Here is a 15,486-nt window from a genome sequence, read left to right on the forward strand (position 1 = left end):
AGGATGGGAGCCGTCAGCATGAAAACCGAGCGTTTTGATTTCAATGAGATCGTCGATCAGGCCCACTTCTTTCGCCAGTTCAGCGAGCGCTTTGCGCTGGAGGAGCGGCGGATCTGCGACCTGGATGGATTATGGGATGTGGTCACTGGCGAATCATTGCCGATGCCGCTGGAAATTGAGTTTGTGAACCTGGGGAAAGGGCAGCGACGACGTTATGGCGCGCTGATTCTGCTATTTGATGAAGCGGAAGAGGAGCTGGAAGGCCAGCTGCATTTTAACGTCAGATGAAAAAGGGCCCCGGCGAGCGGGGCCAAAGGGTTCGTCATAAATCTGACGAGGAATTACTTATACAGCTGAGCGGTGAAGTGATAGTTATCACCGGTGCGCGCTTCAATCACTTTATAGGCGCTGGCACCCTGTTCATCGGCTTTCTGAGACAGCTCAGCGCGATAATCCATGGGGGCACCCGCTGTACCGCTGATGGTTACGGTGCCCGCAGGCTGCAGATTCTGCGCTTGCTCGCCGGTTACCAGCTGTGCGGCAGATGCGCCGAACGCCATAACGGAAAGCAGGCTGACTGTAGCGATGGTTGTTTTGATTTTCATTTTTCGTCTCCTCAATACGTTCAACAACCTGCGGTGAAAAGAAGAAGCGGGTCGTCGACTCTTGTCTCTCATGCGCCTTTCACGGCGTCATAACGGTTAATTATTTATACAGCTCAGCGGTGACGTGATAGGTGTCATCCTGGTTGTTTTCGATGATGCGATAGTGGCTGGCACCCTGCGCATCGGCTTTCTCAGACAGGACCTGACGGATATTGGTCTGATCGCCGTCCCGACCGCTGACGCTGATGGTCTGGTTCATCGGTTGCAGATTCTGGCTCTGTGCCTGCTGGTTTGAGACCAGGCTGGCTGCGCTGGCACCGACTGAGAACACGGAGGCCAGACTGAGTACGGCAATAGCAAATGTAGTTTTCATGATCAACTCTCCTGAAACTGTGTTGCCTCATCCCACCGAGGCGCATAACCGCGCGTCAAAAAGTGGGCTGCTGGCGATATTGGGTTGCGCTGGGCTTAGTTGTACAGACGGGCGGTAGCGTGATAGTTACCGTTGTTGTAAGCCTCAATCACGCGGTAGGCTTTTGCACCCTGCTGATCGGCTTTTTCGCTCAGCTGCTGATTAATTTCCATCGGTGAGCCCGCTACGCCGCTGACGCTAATGGTACCCGCCGGTTGCAGATCCTGCGCCTGCGCAGCGGTGACAGATTCTGCTGCTACAGCACCAAAAGAGAGGGCAGAGAGAATGCTCAGGGTTGCGATAGTAGTTTTTACGTTCATGTATTTTTCCTCGTCGTCAATTTTTATCTTTTTAGTTGGTGTGATTTGCATCACGAAAAGAAGTATAGAACTAATAACGGAAGAAATTAATACCCCGCTAATAATGTTTTTTTGTGATTCTTTATCCTTATGGCTACTTTTAATAACTCAACGTTATAAAAAACGGCGGAAAAATGACCTTTTCGCTGTTTTTTATTGCAAAAACAGGCAGATAAATCACTTTATCTTTTTGTGCGAAAATACGTGGTCGATCAGACTGGTCTTTGATTTAGATCTGGGTAATGTCGCCAGAGTGGTGATGTAAAGCAGTGTAAAATACCGCAAAAGGTTAAGCAGACCAAAAGGTATGACCAATATTCGCATTGGCGAAAGCAGGACAGAGTGCGGATTAACTGTTTGATCTACTGGAGAATAGGGCAGGGTAAGTGGCAGGGCGAGCAGAAAGGGCGGTTGAACGGTCGCGTGAGGCCCGATCAACCACCCTGTTATCAGAGTTCCTGTTCAAACAGGTTAAGAATCGCCCCGTGCAGCTGCTTAACCGTAAAGTCGCGCGCGCGGGTGATAAAGATGGTGTCATCGCCAGCGATGGTGCCGAGGATGCCTTCCGATTTACCCAGTGAGTCGAGCAGGCGCGCAATCAGCTGCGCAGCGCCTGGGCTGGTATGAATCACCACTAGCGCATCATTGTAATCGATGTCGAGAACCAGGTTTTTTAACGGGCTGGTGGTGGTCGGCACGCCAAGCTCGGCGGGCAAGCAGTAAACCATCTCCATCTTGGCATTGCGGGTGCGTACCGCGCCAAACTTGGTCAGCATACGAGAAACCTTTGACTGGTTAATGTTCTCGAAGCCTTCATCCTGGAGCGCCTGAACGATTTCGCCCTGGGAACTGAATTTTTCTTCTTTTAATAAGGCTTTGAAAGCCTTGATCAGATCGTCTTGTTTCGATGGGTTTCGCATAGGTTACCAATAAATAGAGGGAATAACCGCACATCCGCCCGCGGCAGAGTGGTGATTATGCATTTAAATGCATTTTTATGCAATCGGTTGATTGATGAGCAGGGTTCGGGCGGCTAGCGGGCGGCGATAATAGCAAAGAAATCGTCTCAGACCAAAACCCCTGTCACAGCACCGAAAGGCGAAGGTTGCAAAGTTGTTATATTATTGGTGGTGTAGTAACAGAAAACGCACGTAGCCGTTCTCTGTCTGCCGACGGCAAAGTTGTCGGTCATTCAGGTATTAAGATGATATGTAACTTTTGAATCCGGAGATCACGTGTGAAAATACGTAGAATTAACAACGGATACGCGTCATCACCTGAGCTGTTGATTAAGGTCTGACACAGATGGAATTCCGGCTCTTCTCTGCCCCACCTTAATAAGGAGTTAAGAATGAAAGTTGCCGTACTCGGTGCCGCTGGCGGCATAGGCCAGGCGCTCGCACTTCTACTCAAAACCCAGCTTCCCGCAGGTTCAGAACTTTCACTGTATGACATCGCGCCGGTAACGCCGGGCGTTGCCGTCGATCTCAGCCATATTCCTACTGCGGTGGCTATCAAGGGATTTAGTGGAGAAGACGCCACGCCAGCATTGCAGGGTGCCGATGTGGTACTGATCTCCGCCGGTGTGGCACGTAAGCCCGGTATGGACCGCGCCGACCTGTTCAACGTTAACGCTGGCATTGTGCGCAACCTGATTGATCAGGTGGCGACCACCGCGCCAAAAGCGTTAATCGGCGTGATCACCAACCCGGTCAATACCACGGTGGCGATTGCGGCTGAAGTCCTGAAAAAACACGGCGTCTACGACAAAAATCGGCTGTTCGGTGTTACCACGCTGGATATCATTCGCGCCAATACTTTTGTCGCGGCGTTAAAAGGCAAGCAACCGGGTGAGATTGAGGTACCGGTTATCGGCGGCCATTCCGGCGTGACCATCCTGCCGCTGTTGTCGCAGGTGCCAGGCGTCAGCTTTAGCGAGCAGGAAGTGGCTGATCTCACTAAACGCATCCAGAATGCCGGGACCGAAGTGGTAGAGGCCAAAGCCGGTGGCGGTTCTGCTACGCTGTCGATGGGTCAGGCTGCGGCACGCTTCGGTTTATCGCTGGTGCGGGCGCTTAACGGCGAGGCCAACGTGGTGGAGTGTGCTTATGTTGAAGGGGACGGCGAATATGCGCGTTTCTTCTCACAGCCGCTGCTGTTGGGCAAAAATGGCATTGCCGAACGCAAATCGATTGGTAGCCTGAGCCCATTCGAGCAGCAGGCGCTGAACGGTATGCTGGAGACGCTGAAGAAAGATATTGAGCAGGGCGAAACGTTCGTGAAGCAGTAATCACCGCGTAAACCCAACAACGCCCGGCTAAGCCGGGCGTTGTCGTTTACAGGCCGCCCGATTTATAGGCGCGTGCGGCCGGTGCCCCATTGCTGGCCGGCAGCTTCTTGCCCAGTGTTTCCATCCGCATCTGGAATGGCGGGAACGGCATCTCAATGCCGTGCTGCTCAAATCCGCTCAGAATCAGCTGATGCAGTTCGTGACGCAGCGGCATGCGATGTCCCATCTCTGCTGCATGCACGCGCAGTTCAAACAGCTGGATCCCCTGCTGTAAATCGACCAGAAACGCCTCAGGCGGCGGCGTATCCAGTACATAGCTGCAGCGTTCAGCAGCCTGTTTCAGGATGGTGGTCACCTGTTCACTGCTCACCTTCGCTGGCGCAGGAATGGTCAGCACCACGCGCGTCACCGAATCTGACAGCGACCAGTTAACGAACTGCTCGGTGATAAAGGCCTTATTCGGCACGATGATCTCTTTGCGGTCCCAGTCGGTAATGGTCGTAGCGCGCGTATTGATGCGGGTAATGCTGCCGGTCAGCTCGCGAATGGTGACGGTATCGCCGATGCGAATCGGTTTCTCAAACAGGATGATCAGACCCGAGATAAAGTTGGCGAAAATTTCCTGCAAACCAAAACCCAGTCCGACACCCAGCGCGGCCACCAGCCATTGCAACTTCGACCACTCAATGCCGATCAGCGAGAAGCCAATCAGCCCGCCAATCAGCAACAGCAGATATTTGGTCAGCGTGGTGATGGCGTAGCCGGTACCGGGCGTCAGGTTAAGGTGCTGCAGCAGTGCCAGCTCCAGCAGCGCCGGCATATTACGCACCAGCTGAGTAGTGATAATAAACACCAGAATCGCGATTAGCACCGACCCCAGCGTGATCGGCTGAATAGACTCCACGCCCTGCACCGAGGTGCTGACATCCCACAGCTGAATATTCTCCAGAAAGCCGAACGCGGAGTGAATCTCCGACCACAGTACGATCACCGACACCAGCGCAATCAGCGTCAGGATTGAGCGCACCAGCCGCAGTGACTGGGCACTGATGGCATCCAGATCGATTACCGGCTCTTCGATTTCAATCGCGTCGGTATTTTGTGCGCCTTGCTCTTTCTCTTCTTCGCTGCGCGCACGGTTAGCCAGCATGTCAGCACGACGCTGACGGGCGCGGTCAAAGCCGAGACGACGACGCTGAATCAACATCCAGCGGCGGATGATGTGATAGATCACCAGCAGCAGGAACCAGATGGCTACCGAGGTTTCCAGCCTTGCCAGCAAAGCCTGTGCCGTCGCCAGGTAACCAATCGCCGAGGCGAGGGCTGCCATCAGCGGCATGGCGATCATCAGGTTCCACAACATGCGGTTGACCATGTTGTCGCCGTTGCCCTCTTTATCCAGATAGAGCGGAATACCGGCGCGTTTCAGGCTGACGGTGACGATGCTGATCGCGCCGCAGATCAGAATGAAGCAGAGACGTCCCAGTGACGAGGAGAACTGGCGATCTTCCAGATTGCTGAAGGCGATTAACAGCATGATCAGCGGCACAATCAGCCCGATACTCAGGGAGTAATAGCGCATGGCGCGCGCCACGCGATTCTGCGGCCAGCGGAAATGAACGATAAACAGACCGTTGGGGCGGGCAAAGGCGGCGCTAATCATAAAGGCCCACAGCAGGGGCAGCGTAGCGGTAATCCCGTCACCAATGGCGACCGCAATCGGGTAGGGCCAGGCGTTCTGCAAACCATAACCCAGCGTCCCCCACAACACCGGCAGCGGCAGCGCCACCAGAATCGACCAGAAAACGGTACGGATGGTCAGCCGGAAGCGATCCTGCGTCACTTTGCCGACTTTACTGGCGGAGCGCTCAAGGAAGGCATTGAAGTGACGCCGTGAGCTGATGCTAAAGCCGACCAGCAGCAGGGCGGCAATGATCGGCAGCACGGTGCTGCGGCTGGTAAACATCATTGCCATCGCTTTGCCGAGCTGTCCCAGCGTATCCAGCGACAGCAGGCGTGACAGATCCTTAGCCAGATCGAGCGGGTAACTCAGGCCGATCGGGCTGACGTCGGCGGTCCAGAACAGATAACGGTGGGTGGCATCTTTCACTTCGGTCAGCGCATCCTGCAGCTGTGTATTGCCGACCTTCAGCTTGGTGATCTCCAGGATCAAGGTATCGCAACCGGAGATCAGCGAGTTAAGCAGTTCGCGCTGGGTACGAAGCTGGGCATCAAGGATGCGCTTCTGCTCGCTGGTATAGGGCTGGCCATCGGCCTGGTGACCCTTACGAAGCGCCTCCTGGCGCTCCAGCAGATCTTCATAGGAGAGACGCTGAACCCGTAACTGGGCCATCTCATTATCAATCTGCTGAGACTTTGGCATTTCCGGCAGGCGCGCCACCTGGGCGCGCAACGCTTCGCCCAGCAGATTGGAGGCACCCAGCCACTGGGACTGTTCGCGCAGGGTAGAGAGCGCCTGACGCACCTGAATAATTTGATTGGTGGCCAGCCGCTGCTGCGACGCCACCAGATCCATCCGCTGCGCCTGCTGATTCAGGGCGACGGAGAGATCGCGGTTAATGCGGAATTGATCGCTGATTGCCGGTGGCAAATCACCACTGTTTTCGGCCAGCTGTTCGGTACGCGCCAGCGCCAGTTCGGCTTCACGCTGACGTTGATCGTTGAGCTGATTGCGCAGTGCCTGCAGATAGTTATCCAACTGGGCAGCCTTACGCTGGTGCATTTCGGCCCGCATCCGCGCCAGTTCCTGACGATTGTTGGCGGAGAGTTGCGCCAGTTCCAGCTCATCGACGCGCGCTTTATTGGCGGCATTTTCCGCCTGACGCGCCGCCAGTTGTAGCTGGCCCTGCGGCGAAGTGCTGTTGCTGGCACCCTGCAAACGACGCTCACTCTCGGTCATGGCGCGGCGTGCTTCGGTCTGCTGCTGCGGCAACTGCGACAGTGAGTCACTGATCTCGCGCGCCCGATCCTGCTCCTGTTGCGCCTGGCGACCCTCTTCCAGCAGCTGACTGCTGACCTGCAGAATCTCCTGATCCAGTTCGGCGCTGCTCATGTTGCTGCGCACGGTTTTCGCGCTGTCGCCGATCGTGGCGATCTGCTGGCGTAACTCGCGTGCCAGACGCGGAAAATCGTCAATAACCTGCTGGTATTGCGCGGCGCGCTCCAGCGAGTCATCACGTTCAGAGAGGAAGTTTAACGCTGCTTCAATCGACTGGATTTGTTCCGCCTGGGCCGGTGAGCTTTTGGCAGCTTTAGTCTCTTCCAGTTGCTGTTTAAGCTGGCTGGCGTCAGGCAGGCTGGCCGCAAGGGCCGGGCTGCTGAGCCACAGGCTCAGCAGCAGGAGGAGAATCGAACGCACAGGAGATACTCAACTTAGTCGACGATAACGTCGGAAACGTCTGTTGCTACCGGCAGGGCAATCGCCAGCGGTTGACCCAGACGGGTTTTGCTCTCAGCTTCGAGGCTTTCAGCCAGTTTAACCCGGCCAGGTGCGAACAGGTTGATAACGGTTGAGCCCAGCTTAAAGCGGCCCATTTCCTGGCCTTTCAGCAGCACCACCGCCCCTTCATCATCGGCCGCCGGATAATGCCAGCGCTTAATTACCCCTTCACGCGGCGGCGTAATGGTACCGGCCCACACCGTCTCGATGCTGCCGACAATGGTGGCACCGACCAGAATCTGCACCATCGGTCCGATATCGGTTTCGAAATAGCAGATAACGCGCTCGTTACGGGCAAACAGGTTAGGAATATTGCGCGCGGTCAGCGGATTAACCGAGTAGAGATCGCCAGGTACGTAAATCATCTCACGCAGGATGCCGTTGCACGGCATATGCACCCGGTGATAGTCGCGCGGTGCCAGATAGGTGGTCACGAACTCGCCGTCGACAAAGCGGGCGGCCATCTGCTCATTACCGGCCAGCAGGGCTTCAAGCGTGTAGTGATGACCTTTCGCCTGGAAAATCTGGTCGCCATCAATGTGGCCGAGCTGGCTGATTGCGCCATCAGCGGGCAGGGCGATCAGGTTGGCGTCAGCATCCACCGGACGCGCATCGTCTTTTAACGGACGGACGAAGAAGTCGTTAAAGGTGCGATAGCTGGCGGTGTCAGGCTTGCGCGCTTCCGCCATGTCGACTTTGTAAAACCAGACAAAGATGTCAATGACCAGTTTGGTCAACCAACCACCGCGGCGACTGGCGCCCCAACCGGCGAGTTCAGTCAGCCATTTCTTCGGGAGAATATGATTCAAGCCGAGTTTCAAACGATCAAACACCTTAGCCTCCTGGCTATTTTCATGACGTTGATAAAAAAGGGAGCGGATTGTAGCAGCGCCCCGGTCAGATGGCGACTATAGCCGATTTATGGCGCGCGGCGAATCATCGGCCGCAGGCCGATCCGCGCGTGGCACTGTGGCCCGGCGACCCTTTGCTGTAGGTCGCGCCGCGCGGCGGATGAAACTCTGAGGTCAGGACGCGGTTATACCGGTTAACTATCGCCGTCAGGGAAATTTTTACGCGTTTTTACCTGCGCCATGCTTTCCAGAATGCGGTGGTAGTTATCAAAACGGGAAACGTTGATTTTACCTTGCTCTACCGCTTCACGGATCGCACAGCCGGGATCGCTGCCATGCTTACAGTCACGGAATTTGCAATCGCCGAGGTAGGCCCGAAATTCGACAAATCCACGGGTGATTTGTTCCGGTTCAAGGTGCCATAAACCGAACTCACGTACCCCTGGCGAATCGATCACATCGCCGCCGTGCGGGAAGTGGTACAAGCGCGAGGCGGTGGTGGTGTGCTGGCCCAGTCCGGAGCCATCCGACACTTCATTGGTCAGAATGGCGACCTGCTCCTCTTTATCGAGGCCGAGCAGAGCATTCAGCAGGCTGGATTTGCCGACGCCAGACTGGCCGGCGAAGATGCTGACGCGGTCAGTTAACGCCGCTTCCAGCTCATCAAGGCCGTTTTTCGCCCGGCTGGAAACCATCACCACCCGATAACCAATCTCGCGATAAATATCCATCTGCTGATCAACAAAAGCGCGCGCCTTATCATCCAGCAGATCGGTTTTGTTCAGCACCAGCAGCGGTTCGATATCCAGCGTTTCGCTGGCGACCAGATAGCGGTCGATGATGTTAAGCGACAGTTCCGGCAGGATCGCCGACACGATAATGATCTGATCGATATTGGCGGCGATCGGTTTCACGCCGTCATAAAAATCGGGACGGGTTAACACGCTGGTGCGTTCATGCACCGCCTCGACAATGCCTTTACCGCCGCTCAGCGCCGGACGCCACATTACGCGGTCGCCGGTTACCAGCGAGCGGATCGTGCGGCGAATATTGCAGCGGTGGGCGACGCCTGCGCTGTCCTCGACATCGGCGTGCATGCCAAAACGGCTGACAACGACCCCATCTGCAGTTTCACCAAACAGATTATCATCCGCATCCGGACGCTCTCTGCGTTGGTTGAGACGGCGATCGTGGTTAGCGCTTACGCGACGTTGTTGGCCCTTCGACAGTTTATTTTTGCTCACTCACCCTCACAGCGTTAGCCAGATTTCGCCCGGCTGGGCAAAACGTCTATGATACACCTTATTCATCCTGAATGACGACTACAGCAACCGCAGGAAACAGCATGGCTACTGGAAATGAACAGAATCTGATCTGGATTGATCTTGAGATGACCGGACTGGATCCGGAGCGCGATCGTATTATTGAGATTGCCACCCTGGTAACGGACGCCAATTTAAACATCCTGGCGGAAGGCCCGGTGATGGCGGTGCACCAGTCCGATGCGCAACTGGCGCTGATGGATGACTGGAATGTTCGCACCCATACCAACAGCGGATTGGTGGAGCGGGTGAAGGCGAGCCAGATTGACGATCGGGCAGCGGAGCAGGCGACCATTGCCTTCCTGCAGCAGTGGGTACCGGCCAACACCTCGCCGATTTGCGGTAATAGCATTGGTCAGGATCGGCGTTTCCTGTTCAAATACATGCCTGAGCTGGAAGCCTACTTCCACTATCGTTATCTGGACGTCAGCACGCTGAAAGAGCTGGCGCGCCGCTGGAAGCCCGATATCCTGCCCGGCTTTAAAAAGAGCGGTTCGCACCAGGCGCTGGATGACATCCGCGAATCAGTGGCGGAGCTGGCTTACTACCGTGAGCACTTCTTGCAGCTTTAATCGACAACGGGTGCGCAGGAAATCGACAGATTGCTGCTTTAATCGGCAATCGCGCTGAAAGCGCAAAATTTTGCTTTCAGAGGCTTGCAGCAGCAACGATTTCTCGTATAATGCGCACCCCGTACCGGTGAAGAATTTATTAACGGTACAAGGCGCGGGAATAGCTCAGTTGGTAGAGCACGACCTTGCCAAGGTCGGGGTCGCGAGTTCGAGTCTCGTTTCCCGCTCCAGATTTAATTAGCAGTACCCTCTTTGCGGGAATAGCTCAGTTGGTAGAGCACGACCTTGCCAAGGTCGGGGTCGCGAGTTCGAGTCTCGTTTCCCGCTCCAGATTTTTTAGCAGTGCCCTTCTATGCGGGAATAGCTCAGTTGGTAGAGCACGACCTTGCCAAGGTCGGGGTCGCGAGTTCGAGTCTCGTTTCCCGCTCCAGTTTTACGTCAGACCCTATTAAGTAATTATCAGGTTATTAATTGTTGCGGGCCCGGATAGTTCCCAGAAGGTTATCCACAGCGCTGCATGCCCTCATTTACGCCTTATTCCCCGATCTGTAAAATGCTTTTGAACAGAGTTATCCACAGCTTTATCTGTTAACCGAAGCGATAGACTCATTATTAAATAAACACAACTTTTCGGTAAGTAGTTGATAATTAACAATATGAAAATATTTCAGATTGTTATTTACCTGCGTTATCAGCCTTATGGCAGTTGAATGACAACGGCTTTTTATTTTTATTCACAGCATGTGGAAAACGCGATCCTGCCGGCTGGCTGTACACTCATGCATCACGCGGTAATCCCTTCTCGACTGCACGAACCAGGCGCTTTTGCTGTGCGGGCTGCACGTCGATAACCACCTGCTGACGCTTATCCTGCTGCCGGGCGATGGCCCACCGGATATGTTCATCCAGCAAATCACTCTCACCCAGCCGCTGCTCCAGCACCGGAATAATCTCCGATGACCAGGGCGCATTACCCAGCGCCACGGCGATATTGCGCAGCCAGCGTAAATGACCGATGCGCCGAATCGCCGATCCCTCCGTAATACGCAGAAACTTTGCTTCATCCCATTGAAACAGATCGATCAGTTCGGGCGCATGCAGGGCGGCGCGCGGCGAAAAGTCACTTTCATCGCTGAGCTGCCCGTAACGATTCCACGGACAGATCAGCTGACAATCGTCACAGCCATAAATCCGGTTGCCCATCAGCGGACGAAATTCTTCCGGAATGGCCCCTTCGAGTTCGATAGTGAGGTAGGAGATGCAGCGCCGCGCATCGACCACATAGGGTTCAACGATGGCGTTGGTCGGGCAGATAGTCAGGCAGGCGACGCAGCGTCCACACTGCTCCGGCTGAGGCGTATCCACCGGCAGCGGCAGATCGATCAGCAGCTCGCCGAGGAAAAACCATGAACCCGCCTCGCGATTAAGAATCAAAGAGTGTTTACCGGTCCAGCCCAGTCCGGCTTTGGCCGCCAGCGGGCGCTCAAGCAGCGGGGCGGAGTCAACAAACGGCCGGAAATTAAGCTCACCGCAATGCTGCTGGATCATTTCTCCGAGCTTTTTCAGTCGATTGCGCAATACTTTGTGGTAATCACGACCAAGTGCATAACGGCTGACATAGCCCAGCCGGGGATTTTTCAGCGTACTGGCAAAAGCCGCTTTGGCCGGCAGGTAGTTCATGCGAACGCTGATGACGCGCAGCGTACCGGGTAGCAGTTCATGCGGACGCGCCCGCATCATACCGTGGCGCGCCATCCACTCCATCTCGCCATGATATTGCTTGTCCAGCCACGCCTGAAGACGCGGCTCTTCCGCACTCAGATCGGTATCGGTGATGCCGACCTGCTGAAAGCCGAGATCCAATCCCCACTGTTTAATCTGTTGTGCGAGTTGATGAAGATCGAGAGGGTATGACATGAGTGACCAGGGTTCGAAGAAAAACAGCCGCAGTTTACCATATTCTGTCTGGCCTGCGCAGGCTGTGGCGCAGCTGGAGCGTGAAGGCGCTGATGCGCTCGGCATCACCTTATATGAACTGATGCTGCGCGCCGGACAGGCAGCCTATGAACATCTTAACGCCTGCTGGCCTGACGCCAGACACTGGCTAATCCTGTGTGGTCATGGCAATAACGGCGGCGATGGCTACGTGGTGGCCCGTCTGGGGCAGGCGGCGGGCCGGCAGGTCACTCTGCTGGCCTGTGACGGTGAGAAACCGCTGCCCGAGGAGGCGCAACGTGCCCGCGACGCCTGGCTGGATGCGGGCGGCGAAATTCATGCCGCCGATGCCGCCTGGCCAGAGCAGGTCGGGGTCATCGTCGATGCGCTGCTGGGAACCGGCATTAATCGCGCGCCGGGCGAACCTTACCGCACCCTGATTCAGCAGGCGAATGCCCATGCTGCGCCGATCCTTGCTATCGACATGCCTTCCGGCTTAGTCGCCAGCACCGGCAGTGCGCCCGGCGAGGTGATACAGGCCACGCACACCCTGAGCGTGGTGGCGCTTAAGCCGGGCCAGATTACCGGCAAAGCGCGGGACTTTATCGGCGAGCTGTTCTATGCCGATCTCGGCCTGCAGGCTTTTCTGGCGGCGGAAACCGCTCCGATGGCGCGCTATGATGCCAGCGCGCTTGCACAGTGGCTCAGACCGCGTAAGCCGACCTCGCATAAAGGCGATCATGGTCGCCTGCTGGTGGTGGGCGGTGATGCCGGTACCGCCGGCGCGGTTCGGATGACGGCAGAAGCAGCGCTACGCAGCGGCAGCGGGTTAGTGCGAGTACTTACTCACAAGGATAATATTATCCCGATCCTGACGGCGCGGCCGGAAATCATGGTCGATGAACTAACCGATGAACAGCTCAGCGCGGCCCTGGAATGGGCGGATGTGATTGCGATTGGACCGGGCCTTGGGCAGCGGGATTGGGGCAAGCGGGCGCTGGAACGGGTCGCGGAATGCGAAAAGCCGATGCTTTGGGATGCGGATGCACTTAACCTGCTGGCAATCAGTGCAGAGAAACGTCAGAATCGCATCATTACGCCGCATCCTGGCGAAGCGGCGCGCTTGCTCAACATCAAGACCAGTGAAGTTGAGAGTGACCGCTTACATGCAGCGCAGAGCTTAGCCCAGCGCTACGGCGGCGTGGTGGTACTGAAAGGTGCCGGAACCCTGATCGCCAGCGAGCAGGGTGAAATGGCGTTTGCCGATGTAGGCAATGCCGGTATGGCCTCCGGCGGCATGGGCGATCTCCTGAGTGGGATTATCGCTTCGCTGGTGGGCCAGAAACTGGCGCTGTTTGAGGCTGCCTGTGCCGGCTGCGTCGCGCACGGCGCCGCAGCCGATGCGGTGGCGGCACAACGTGGCACGCGCGGTATGCTGGCAACTGATTTACTTGAGCTGCTGTGGCAATTTGTTAATCCTGAGATGAATCAAGAAGCATGAAGACCTGTGTTATTTCTTTGCCCGATGAGGCGGCTACGCTCGGTTTGGGCGCTCAACTGGCGCGTGCCTGTGGCAACGCGGCGGTCATTTATCTCTATGGCGATCTGGGGGCGGGTAAAACCACCTTCAGCCGCGGCTTTCTGCAGGCGCTGGGACATCAGGGCAACGTAAAAAGCCCAACCTACACGCTGGTCGAGCCTTACACCCTGGGTGAGCGCTCACTTTATCATTTTGATCTCTATCGGCTGGCCGACCCGGAAGAGCTGGAATTTATGGGCATCCGCGACTATTTCAGCGGTGACGCCATCTGTCTGGTTGAATGGCCACAGCAGGGCGAAGGGTTTCTGCCGCCGCCCGATCTCTCCTTAACGCTGCGCTACGTCGATGATGCGCGTGAAGCGGAGCTGGCGGCCCATACGCCGCTGGCAGAGCAGTGGATTGCGTCACTCGCACAACACAGGGACCCGGCATGAAGTCACGGATGAAATTAGCCTTAGTGACCCTGCTGTTGCTGGTCTGCGCGCCGCTGTTTGCGGCCACCCTGTCTGATATCAAAGTCGCCAACGGCGATAGCCAGGCCACGGTGACCCTGAGCTTTGCCGGGCAGCCAGTGTATGGTTTCTTCCCGCTACGCAACCCGGACCGGGTGGTGCTGGACGTGCGCCAGAGCGGAGTGGTGCAGGGACTGCCGCTGAACTTCAGCGGAGAAAACATTGTAAAGCGCATCCGGACCAGCACGCCGAAAGACAAACAGAGCGTACGGCTGGTGTTTGAGCTGACGCAGCCGGGCAAAACCCGGGCGGTGACGCAGCGTAACGGCAGCAGCTACAGCGTGGTGTTTACCATTACCGGCTCACGGCCGGCCGTAACCCGCCCGACGCCGACGCCCGATCCTGCGCCGGTCCGCGCCCCGGTTCAGAGCGCAGCCGCCGCGAACCCGTTTAACGCCAATCCAGTCACCGCCGTCACCAGCACAGCCAGCACGGTACGTCCGGGCAGCGCGGTCAGCCGCAACGACACGGTGATCGTGGCGATTGATGCCGGACACGGCGGTCAGGACCCCGGCGCTATCGGACAGCGCGGGCTGAAAGAGAAGAATGTCACCATCGCTATCGCCCGTAAGCTGCGGGTGTTACTGAATAACGATCCGATGTTCAAAGGCGTACTGACCCGTGATGGCGACTATTTTATTTCGGTGATGGGCCGTTCTGACGTGGCGCGTAAAGCGAATGCCAACGTGCTGGTCTCAATTCACGCCGATGCCGCGCCAAGCCATGCGGCGACCGGTGCGTCGGTCTGGGTGCTGTCGAACCGTCGCGCCAACAGTGAAATGGCTAACTGGCTGGAGCAGAAAGAGAAACAGTCTGAACTGCTGGGCGGCGCAGGCGATCTGCTGGCGAACAGTCAGGCGGACCCTTATCTCAGCCAGGCGGTGCTCGACCTGCAGTTTGGTCATTCACAGCGTGTCGGTTATGACATTGCCCAGCGCGTGTTGCAGCAATTACGCGGCGTCACTTCGCTGCATAAACGCTTACCAGAGCATGCCAGCCTTGGCGTGCTGCGTTCGCCGGATATTCCTTCGCTGTTAGTGGAAACCGGTTTTATCAGTAATTCCTCGGAGGAGCGACTGCTTGGCAGTAGCGCACACCAGGATAAGATTGCGCAGTCGATCTATAAAGGTCTGCGCACTTATTTCCTGGCGCACCCGCTGCAATCCATCCCAAAGGAGGAAAACCGGCCGCTGGGCTCGTCGCCAGCGGTTAGCGTCGCCAGCAACCCGGCGACCGGCGTGACGCAATATACCGGTGCCACTCAGCGCCACACGGTGACGCGCGGCGAGACGCTGTCTGGCATCGCCGCGAAGTATGGCGTCAGCATGGCCACCCTGCGTGAGATGAATAAGCTGAAGCGCGATGTGGTATGGGTTGGGCAACGCCTTAAAGTCCCGGCCAGCGCTGCCGTCAGCCGGACCACGCGAGCCACCACGCGCGGTGTGGTCCGTCATAAAGTGGTACGTGGCGACTCGCTGACCGGCATTGCCGCCCACTACGGCGTCAGCCCGAAGGCGATAATGCAGACCAATAATCTGAAGTCGACCAACGTAATGTTGGGGCAGAACCTGAAAATTCCTGCATCCTGAATGTTTGCCCGGCCACTGCGCCGGGCTATCAGCTAAAAG

Annotated in this window: 14 protein-coding genes and 3 tRNA genes; 9 read left to right on the forward strand and 8 right to left on the reverse strand. The window is 56.6% G+C overall.

The window, feature by feature from the left end:
- Window positions 1–18 precede the first annotated feature (18 nt).
- On the forward strand, window positions 19–288 hold the full coding sequence (locus FHW04_RS17715; RefSeq protein ID WP_031375115.1) for a barstar family protein: 270 nt from the start codon (window positions 19–21) through the stop codon (window positions 286–288).
- Between the two features lie 53 nt (window positions 289–341).
- Here FHW04_RS17715 and yhcN (FHW04_RS17720) read toward each other — a convergent pair whose 3' ends face one another.
- The 4 genes from yhcN (FHW04_RS17720) to argR all read right to left on the reverse strand — a co-directional run bounded on the left by yhcN (FHW04_RS17720) (window position 342) and on the right by argR (window position 2,296).
- Window positions 342–605: a peroxide/acid stress response protein YhcN gene (yhcN, locus tag FHW04_RS17720; RefSeq protein WP_031375114.1), complete on the reverse strand. Its 264-nt coding sequence runs from the start codon at window positions 603–605 to the stop codon at window positions 342–344.
- 100 nt (window positions 606–705) lie between these two features.
- Window positions 706–978, reverse strand: coding sequence for a YdgH/BhsA/McbA-like domain containing protein (locus FHW04_RS17725; protein ID WP_031375113.1), 273 nt, complete (start codon window positions 976–978; stop codon window positions 706–708).
- A gap of 95 nt (window positions 979–1,073) precedes the next feature.
- Window positions 1,074–1,337, reverse strand: a complete 264-nt coding sequence (yhcN, locus tag FHW04_RS17730) for a peroxide/acid stress response protein YhcN (protein WP_031375112.1) — start codon at window positions 1,335–1,337, stop codon at window positions 1,074–1,076.
- Window positions 1,338–1,825: 488 nt separating this feature from the next.
- Entirely contained in the window at window positions 1,826–2,296 is a 471-nt protein-coding gene (gene argR / locus FHW04_RS17735) for a transcriptional regulator ArgR (RefSeq protein WP_031375110.1), read from the reverse strand.
- Between the two features lie 431 nt (window positions 2,297–2,727).
- On the opposite strand from argR, the gene mdh reads away from it, so the two are divergent.
- Window positions 2,728–3,666 (forward strand): malate dehydrogenase, encoded by a 939-nt coding sequence (gene mdh, locus FHW04_RS17740; RefSeq protein WP_069729029.1) that lies wholly within the window; start codon window positions 2,728–2,730, stop codon window positions 3,664–3,666.
- Window positions 3,667–3,712: 46 nt separating this feature from the next.
- On the opposite strand, the gene mscM is transcribed toward mdh, so the two are convergent.
- The 3 genes from mscM to rsgA form a co-directional block, all read right to left on the reverse strand.
- On the reverse strand, window positions 3,713–7,045 hold the full coding sequence (gene mscM, locus FHW04_RS17745) for a miniconductance mechanosensitive channel MscM (protein WP_089561905.1): 3,333 nt from the start codon (window positions 7,043–7,045) through the stop codon (window positions 3,713–3,715).
- Between the two features lie 14 nt (window positions 7,046–7,059).
- Complete coding sequence (gene asd / locus FHW04_RS17750; protein WP_031375108.1) at window positions 7,060–7,959, reverse strand: archaetidylserine decarboxylase; 900 nt, start codon at window positions 7,957–7,959, stop codon at window positions 7,060–7,062.
- 212 nt (window positions 7,960–8,171) lie between these two features.
- Window positions 8,172–9,221 (reverse strand): small ribosomal subunit biogenesis GTPase RsgA, encoded by a 1,050-nt coding sequence (gene rsgA / locus FHW04_RS17755; protein WP_069729031.1) that lies wholly within the window; start codon window positions 9,219–9,221, stop codon window positions 8,172–8,174.
- Between the two features lie 101 nt (window positions 9,222–9,322).
- Here rsgA and orn point away from each other — a divergent pair, with 101 nt between their 5' ends.
- The 4 genes from orn (at window position 9,323) to FHW04_RS17775 (ending at window position 10,301) form a co-directional block, all read left to right on the forward strand.
- Complete coding sequence (gene orn, locus FHW04_RS17760) at window positions 9,323–9,871, forward strand: oligoribonuclease (protein WP_089561906.1); 549 nt, start codon at window positions 9,323–9,325, stop codon at window positions 9,869–9,871.
- Between the two features lie 154 nt (window positions 9,872–10,025).
- Window positions 10,026–10,101: transfer RNA gene (locus tag FHW04_RS17765), tRNA-Gly, on the forward strand.
- A 24-nt stretch (window positions 10,102–10,125) separates the two neighbouring features.
- A tRNA-Gly gene (locus FHW04_RS17770) sits at window positions 10,126–10,201 on the forward strand.
- 24 nt (window positions 10,202–10,225) lie between these two features.
- Window positions 10,226–10,301, forward strand: a tRNA-Gly gene (locus FHW04_RS17775).
- 347 nt (window positions 10,302–10,648) lie between these two features.
- On the opposite strand, the gene queG is transcribed toward FHW04_RS17775, so the two are convergent.
- Window positions 10,649–11,788, reverse strand: a complete 1,140-nt coding sequence (gene queG, locus FHW04_RS17780) for a tRNA epoxyqueuosine(34) reductase QueG (protein ID WP_031377858.1) — start codon at window positions 11,786–11,788, stop codon at window positions 10,649–10,651.
- Here queG and nnr point away from each other — a divergent pair.
- The 3 genes from nnr to amiB are packed head-to-tail and all read left to right on the forward strand — an operon-like array spanning window position 11,787 to window position 15,447.
- Complete coding sequence (nnr, locus tag FHW04_RS17785; protein WP_031377857.1) at window positions 11,787–13,307, forward strand: bifunctional ADP-dependent NAD(P)H-hydrate dehydratase/NAD(P)H-hydrate epimerase; 1,521 nt, start codon at window positions 11,787–11,789, stop codon at window positions 13,305–13,307. The genes queG and nnr overlap by 2 nt on opposite strands.
- Complete coding sequence (tsaE, locus tag FHW04_RS17790; RefSeq protein ID WP_031377856.1) at window positions 13,304–13,780, forward strand: tRNA (adenosine(37)-N6)-threonylcarbamoyltransferase complex ATPase subunit type 1 TsaE; 477 nt, start codon at window positions 13,304–13,306, stop codon at window positions 13,778–13,780. Before nnr ends, tsaE begins: the two co-directional genes overlap by 4 nt.
- A complete protein-coding gene (amiB, locus tag FHW04_RS17795; protein WP_089561907.1) occupies window positions 13,777–15,447 on the forward strand; it encodes an N-acetylmuramoyl-L-alanine amidase AmiB in 1,671 nt (556 codons plus the stop codon). Before tsaE ends, amiB begins: the two co-directional genes overlap by 4 nt.
- The last annotated feature ends 39 nt before the right edge of the window (window positions 15,448–15,486 follow it).

Origin of the sequence: Pantoea sp. AN62, from assembly GCF_050432985.1 — a bacterium.
Lineage (GTDB): Bacteria > Pseudomonadota > Gammaproteobacteria > Enterobacterales > Enterobacteriaceae > Pantoea > Pantoea brenneri.

Coding starts and splice junctions, on each gene's coding strand:
- FHW04_RS17715 (WP_031375115.1), top strand. CDS start 19: ATGAAAACCGAGCGTTTTGATTTCAATGAGATCGTCGATCAGGCCCAC.
- yhcN (WP_031375114.1), bottom strand. CDS start 605: ATGAAAATCAAAACAACCATCGCTACAGTCAGCCTGCTTTCCGTTATG.
- FHW04_RS17725 (WP_031375113.1), bottom strand. CDS start 978: ATGAAAACTACATTTGCTATTGCCGTACTCAGTCTGGCCTCCGTGTTC.
- yhcN (WP_031375112.1), bottom strand. CDS start 1,337: ATGAACGTAAAAACTACTATCGCAACCCTGAGCATTCTCTCTGCCCTC.
- argR (WP_031375110.1), bottom strand. CDS start 2,296: ATGCGAAACCCATCGAAACAAGACGATCTGATCAAGGCTTTCAAAGCC.
- mdh (WP_069729029.1), top strand. CDS start 2,728: ATGAAAGTTGCCGTACTCGGTGCCGCTGGCGGCATAGGCCAGGCGCTC.
- orn (WP_089561906.1), top strand. CDS start 9,323: ATGGCTACTGGAAATGAACAGAATCTGATCTGGATTGATCTTGAGATG.
- nnr (WP_031377857.1), top strand. CDS start 11,787: ATGAGTGACCAGGGTTCGAAGAAAAACAGCCGCAGTTTACCATATTCT.
- queG (WP_031377858.1), bottom strand. CDS start 11,788: ATGTCATACCCTCTCGATCTTCATCAACTCGCACAACAGATTAAACAG.
- tsaE (WP_031377856.1), top strand. CDS start 13,304: ATGAAGACCTGTGTTATTTCTTTGCCCGATGAGGCGGCTACGCTCGGT.
- amiB (WP_089561907.1), top strand. CDS start 13,777: ATGAAGTCACGGATGAAATTAGCCTTAGTGACCCTGCTGTTGCTGGTC.